Here is a 6,160-nt window from a genome sequence, read left to right on the forward strand (position 1 = left end):
GGGTATTCAATAGTATGGCTGCGGTGGAAGATACTCTGGTTGATTCCCTGGTTACTTTGGAAAACGATCACAAAAGCGTCAAAGGTTTAATCGGCTTTGATTGGATTATTGATAATATATCGAATGCATTTTAGTATAACCGCCATCGACAATCATGGGACCGTTAGCGCCGGCCCGGTTGCCCGGTTCACCACCCGCGAAAGCCCTTGGTTCCTGCGGGCGCCCATGCCCCTGGCCCGGCGCGGCTTTACCACCGTCAGGGCCGACAACAAAATCTACGTCATCGGCGGGCTGGATGAAAACAATCTGGCCACCAGTACCGTTCAGGAATATGATCCGGCCCTCAATTCCTGGAACAGCAAAGCCTCAATGCCCACCCCCTGTTACGAACTGGCGGCCGCTTATTTCAACAACCGCATCTATGCCATCGGGGGGGAAAAACTAGGCCGACTCCATCATCGGGACTACCGAAGAATTTCATCCGGCCAACAACAGCTGGGTCTTCAAAAGACCGATGACCAGACCAAGATGGAGCCTTACCGCTCAAACCGTTAACGGCTTGGTTTATGTCGTTGGGGGACTGTATAAGTCTCGTTCCAGATGTTATGTGGTTATGGAAATATATTGCCCTTTTACAGACTCTTGGGTTAAACCCCGAGGCGTTATCCGGCCCCCGTTCCCGCCGGTAGCCAGAACAAATGCCATGCCTGCCGTGGTCAATATTTATGAGAGTTTGAAGATGAATAATTTTGTTATTTCTGCGTATCCTGTCAAAATATAATCTCTGGGTCTGCCTTGGTGTCCGTTCGATGGAATTTATCCTGAGTTAATCGAAGGTCTCAGGGCATGCTTGGTGGCCTGAACTATTACGAATTTTAGCCTTGATGCTAAACGCACAAAACATTAAAACGGCATACGGAAACCTTCAGGTTTTGCACGGCATTTCGTTTGAGGTCGGAACCGGCGAGATCGTGGCTCTGCTGGGATCCAACGGGGCCGGCAAGACCACCTCTCTGGCCGCCGTCTCCGGCTTGATTCCTTTGGCCGCCGGCAGCATACTGTTTAACGGCCGGGACATTTCCCAGATCCCAGCCCAGGACCGGGTAAAGATGGGCCTGGTACAGGTGCCTGAGGGCCGAAGGATTTTCCCCGGGCTGACCGTGCAGGAAAATCTGGAGATGGGGGCTTACTCTGCCCAAAACTTAGGATTGAAAATTCAGGCCCGGGAACAGGTGTTCCAGCTTTTTCCCAAACTGGCGGAGCGGAAAAACCAGAACGGCGGCACGCTTTCCGGCGGTGAACAGCAGATGCTGGCTCTGGGGCGCGGCCTGATGGCCAGTCCCAAGCTGCTGCTGTTGGATGAGCCTAGCCTGGGGCTGGCTCCGATTGTGGTGGATAAAATATTTCAGACCATCCTGGAGATCCGCCGCCAGGGCATAGCGATGTTGCTGGTGGAACAGAACGCCCGCCGTTCGCTGGAGATCGCCGACAGGGGATATCTGCTCGAAACCGGGAATATCATACTGGCGGGCGGTGGCCCGGAGTTGTTGAATAACCCCAAGGTGCAGTCCAGCTATTTGGGGGCCTAGGACTCAGACAGTGGACAAAAAAGAGCGGCTGCCTTTTTAAGACGGCCGCTTTTTTAGTTGATAAAATATTTCCGTGCCCGGCCTGACCCCCGTCAAACTGGGTTTAACGAAGGGTTAAATTGTGTAGATTGGCCTTGACAGGATAACTATACTCTATTACCACGACCTTTAGGTCGTGGCGCCCTTGTAACGATATTTATTTGGCTTTAGCCACAATACTGTTCACTTTATATGAATTTTGTGGTATACTACCATTACTGTCCGGATATTAGTCAAACAACTGCAACTGGTTAGGGAAATGAGCCGGATTCAAATTGTAGTCAACCTGCGCCAAGGCCTGTAAAATGGGCGTTTTCTCGCCACACGTGACCGATAAAATTTGTAAAATTGTGTAGGGGTCTGTTTTCAAGCGAAGGCGCTTTCTGACGATGGCTACCAGGACATAGACTGTGATGGCGATCCATATCTAGGTGTGTATGGCATTGCTGCTGGTGCCATAGAATGCTTTGATCCGTAGATGCTGCTTGATCCATTTGAAGAACAGTTCGATTTGCCAGCGGCATTTGTAGATGGCAGCAATGGTCAAGGCCGGGATTTCAAAATTGTTGGTTAAGAACGTCAGCCGTTGACCGGTTTCACGTTCATAGTATTTGACCCGCCGCAGTTTGTCGGGATATCCCTGGGAAGAGTGATCGCTGTCCAACACGATGGTTTGATCACAGATCAGACCGGACTCCTGTTTGATCGGATGTGAGTATATCCGGTGGAACCTAAGGTTTGACTTGGCCCGGATGACAAAGTATGCATTTTCCCGGTGGATCCTATGGAGCCGCTCGAAATCAATGTATCCCCGGTCCATCACATAATAAGAACCGGGCTCTGGTATCAGCTCATCGAGGATGTTGACTTCGTGAACATCGGCAGCGGTGATGCGCACAAAGCTTGGGATATTGCCGTGCAGGTCCAGCAGGGGGTGGAGTTTGATGCCGGCCTTGGTTGTCCGAAACGATTACGCTTCGTTTGTCCTGTAGCCAACTGTTTATCAATGCGTTACACGACTCTTTTACGAAAACATCCGGACACTACTGATAATTCCCAATATCTATTTTCCAAAAGTCAGTGCATCCGCTTCAAAAAATAACCATGTACTTCAGAGACAACCGGCGCCAGGCCTTCCAGGCCTTTGCTTTCCTGGGATTCGGCCTGTATATGCTTATTTTGGTGGTAATGAGAGGAGGGGGGGGGTTCAGGGCCTATGCTTTTTTCTCGATAGTCCTGCCGCTTTTGGGATTGGTGCTGGGCGTGCTGATATTCACCCTGGGATTTGAACTGCTGCGGCAGAAGCGGCTGATGGAGAATATCCCCCGCTCCAAGGCCCGCTCGGCCGCCATGGGCCTATCCGAGGTCAAGGGAAAGGCTGCTCCCTATGTCTGGCTGAAAAGTCCGCTGACCACCACGGACTGCGTTTATTATAAGTTCCTGGTGGAAAAATACGTCCAGGGAGGCAAGAACAGCCATTGGAAGGTGGTCAACGAGGGTTGTTCCACCAATTTTTTCTACGTGGAGGACGAAACCGGCAAGATCCTGGTGGACCCGGTGGAGGCCGAACTGCATCTGTCTTCCGATTACAAGTACACCGGCACCGACATTATTTCCAGCGGACGGGCCCGCACTTACAGTCCCCCGTCCATTTTCGGAGGCCAGAAGATGCGCTATACCGAATGGTACATAGTTCCCAGCGATACGGTTTACGCCATCGGCACCGTCAAAAAATGGAAGAGCGCCTTTGAGGACCACAAGTTTAAAGTGGCGGAGAAACTCAAGGCCATCAAGGAGGACAAGGAGCGGCTCAAGAAGTTCGACCTGGACGGCGACGGCCAGATAGACTGCGACGAGTGGGAGATGGCCCGCCAGCAGGCTGAGCAGGACCTTTTAAAGGAACAGCTGGAAAAACCCCAGCAGGTGGAGGACGACGTAGTGATCACCCGGGACCCGTCCAACAATATCATGATCATCTCCGACCAGGACGAGCGCCAGGTAATAAAAAACAAAAAAATATGCGCTACGCTTTCTTTTGCCTCCGGAAGCGGGCTGATCCTCTGGATGGCCTACCTGCTCCTGAAAAAATTCGTTCAATGACCAAATGTCCGTTTCGGCCAAATCTAATGGCATTTGAAAACATAAACATTTTTTAAGGAGACCAAAATGACCGTAGTGATACTTCCGTTGATCGTCATCGGCCTCCTGTTGGCGGGCGTTATCGGTTACCTGATCAGCATCTACAACCAGCTGATCCAGGTGAAGGTCAACATCGACAAGGCCTGGGGCAACATCGAGGTGATGGAAAAACAGCGCTTTGACGAGATCCCCAAATTAGTCAAGATCTGCGAAGGCTACATGCAGTACGAGAAGGAGACCCTGGAAAAGGTGATCTCGGCCCGCACCAAATTCATGGACGCCAAGACCCCGGGGGCCATGGCCCAGGCCAGCTCGGACATGGCCGGGGCATTGAAAACCCTGTTCGCGGTGGCCGAGAACTATCCCCAGCTAAAGACCGACCAGAACTTCGTCCACCTCCAGGGCCGGGTGACCGCGCTGGAGAACCAGATCGCCGACCGCCGCGAGTTCTACAACGAGTCGGTGGCCATCTTCAATACCCGGATCCGTCAGTTCCCGGACATGATCGTGGCCAACATGATGGGCTATATGGAACGCGAGATGTACCAGGTGGCCGAGGCCGAGAAGAAATCCCCGGACATCAGTTTCAATATGCCAAAATAGCTTGACACCGGGCGTTCCCCTGATATATAATCAAACTCGGTCATGTAATAAGGTTTTGTGGAGCCTTTGCGAACATGAACTTTGCAACGGCTTCTGCTTCGGCGAAATCCGCCGAAGCCGCCCGCTTGCATTTGCAATTTCTGCGTAGGCGAGCCAAGAACCACAAAGACCGGGGTTTCCGGTTTGGGTGGTTCTTTTTTACATAACCACAAAGACAAAGGCACAAACCCTAGTTCCCATTAATAAAGCTGTTTCCTGTGCCTTGTGCCTTTTAATGGGTGGTGTCTTGGTGGCTATAGGAGTTCTTATGAAACATCAGTAGTGTCCGGTTATTACTCTAAGAATTGCAATTGGTTATGATATTGACCCACCGGTTCTTGTTTGGTAGCATCTTGAAACACCTGTAAAATGGGCCTTTTCTCAAATAGATTGACTTCTAAAATCTGTAAAAATGTGTGTAAATCGCCGGGGATCGCGAGCCGTTTCTTGACAATGGCAACCAGGAGATACATGGTGAGTGCGGTCCAGATTTGGGTCTTAACGGCGTTGGGCGAAGTGCCGTAGAAGGTTTTAATTTTAAGATGCTGTTTGATCCATTTAAAAAACAACTCCACCTTCCAGCGTGATTTGTATATGTCGGCGACAGTCTTGGCATCGATGCCAAAATGGTTGGTAAGCAAAACCACCCGTTTATTTTCTTCTTTGTTATAGAACCGCACCCGGCGGAGGTTTTCTGGATAATGTGACCGTGATTTTTTATTTGCGAGCACCACGATTTGATCAGCCTGCACTCCGGTTGTTTTATCGACAAGATTCGATTTGATTCTATTGATTCGGAGGTTCTTTTTGGCTTTGATGACAAAAAAAGCTGAAGACAAATGAATCTGGTACCATCGGGCAAAGTCGGTGTAGCCACGGTCCATTGAAGTAATGGAATCTGATTCCCATTCCAGTTCGTCCATCATTCGGCAATCATTCACGTTTCCGTTGGTCAAGCCGATGAAATGAGGGATTGCCCCTCGGAGGTTCAGCTGGGTGTGCATCTTGATGGCAGATTTAGTCCGTTTATAATGAGCCCACGGAAAGGTAGACAAACACAGGTCGATGGTTGTTGAATCCAACGCATAGACGGTCTGTTTCCAGTCTAAACCCAAGTCTTCGTCCTGATACAACCGGCGTGCGGTCTCTATCAAAAGATATCCGAAATCCTGATAGATTCTATAATCCCGTTGTTCATTGGCATCAGCCACTGTCGACCGTGAGATGATGCCTCTGAATCCAATGTGGTATAGTTTCTGACGATGTGAGTTTAAACTGGTTTCGATATCCCGCAGGCTCTGACGCTATGTTAACTGAGCAAAGGTTAGGCTCAGCAAATGATCCCAGCATGAAAAGCGAGATACTTTATAGTTGCCCTTATAACGGCCCACGCATTTGTTAAACTCGTATCGGGGCAAATGGTCAAGTAATTGCGCAAAGATTATTTTGCCGGCATTCATGATGTTCTGCCCTCATTGTTGTTTGAGGACCATTATAGAACATCTGAAATGCTTGTTCGAGTTCAAATCGAAAAAACTATTTCTGCGCCCCTATCCTTTGCTTTACATATAGTTGCAAATTATTTTAAAATCAATGACCGGACACTACTGATGAAACATACTAACACAGCCCTGCTGGTAATAGACTGCCAGAATTATTTTTTCAACCCGGCCTCGCCGACGTATCTCAAGGCTTCCAAGAAAGTACTGCCGCGGGTGAACCGGTTGATCGCTTTGGCCCAAGCCCACAAC

Annotated in this window: 6 protein-coding genes and 1 pseudogene; 5 read left to right on the forward strand and 2 right to left on the reverse strand. The window is 49.9% G+C overall.

The annotated features are described in order from the left end of the window. The first annotated feature begins 123 nt into the window (after positions 1-123). Both HY768_09685 and HY768_09690 read left to right on the forward strand, forming a co-directional pair. Complete coding sequence (locus HY768_09685; protein ID MBI4727468.1) at positions 124-555, forward strand: hypothetical protein; 432 nt, start codon at positions 124-126, stop codon at positions 553-555. A 329-nt stretch (positions 556-884) separates the two neighbouring features. Further along, positions 885-1,589: an ABC transporter ATP-binding protein gene (locus tag HY768_09690; GenBank protein ID MBI4727469.1), complete on the forward strand. Its 705-nt coding sequence runs from the start codon at positions 885-887 to the stop codon at positions 1,587-1,589. A gap of 466 nt (positions 1,590-2,055) precedes the next feature. Here HY768_09690 and HY768_09695 read toward each other — a convergent pair whose 3' ends face one another. Beyond that, on the reverse strand, positions 2,056-2,574 hold the full coding sequence (locus HY768_09695) for an IS4 family transposase (protein ID MBI4727470.1): 519 nt from the start codon (positions 2,572-2,574) through the stop codon (positions 2,056-2,058). Between the two features lie 158 nt (positions 2,575-2,732). On the opposite strand from HY768_09695, the gene HY768_09700 reads away from it, so the two are divergent. Next, entirely contained in the window at positions 2,733-3,728 is a 996-nt protein-coding gene (locus HY768_09700; GenBank protein MBI4727471.1) for a hypothetical protein, read from the forward strand. Between the two features lie 66 nt (positions 3,729-3,794). After that, entirely contained in the window at positions 3,795-4,370 is a 576-nt protein-coding gene (locus HY768_09705; protein ID MBI4727472.1) for a LemA family protein, read from the forward strand. Positions 4,371-4,702: 332 nt separating this feature from the next. Here HY768_09705 and HY768_09710 read toward each other — a convergent pair. Then, positions 4,703-5,869: pseudogene (locus HY768_09710) on the reverse strand (IS4 family transposase). A gap of 150 nt (positions 5,870-6,019) precedes the next feature. Between HY768_09710 and HY768_09715 the strand changes: the two are divergent. After that, on the forward strand, positions 6,020-6,160 hold a 141-nt coding region (locus HY768_09715), incomplete at its 3' end, for an isochorismatase family protein (protein ID MBI4727473.1).

The organism is candidate division TA06 bacterium (genome assembly GCA_016208585.1).
GTDB lineage: Bacteria > Edwardsbacteria > AC1 > AC1 > EtOH8 > UBA5202.

Bases quoted from the DNA above. Each gene is read 5' to 3' on its own strand.
- HY768_09685 (MBI4727468.1), top strand. From the start codon at position 124: ATGCATTTTAGTATAACCGCCATCGACAATCATGGGACCGTTAGCGCC.
- HY768_09690 (MBI4727469.1), top strand. From the start codon at position 885: ATGCTAAACGCACAAAACATTAAAACGGCATACGGAAACCTTCAGGTT.
- HY768_09700 (MBI4727471.1), top strand. From the start codon at position 2,733: ATGTACTTCAGAGACAACCGGCGCCAGGCCTTCCAGGCCTTTGCTTTC.
- HY768_09705 (MBI4727472.1), top strand. From the start codon at position 3,795: ATGACCGTAGTGATACTTCCGTTGATCGTCATCGGCCTCCTGTTGGCG.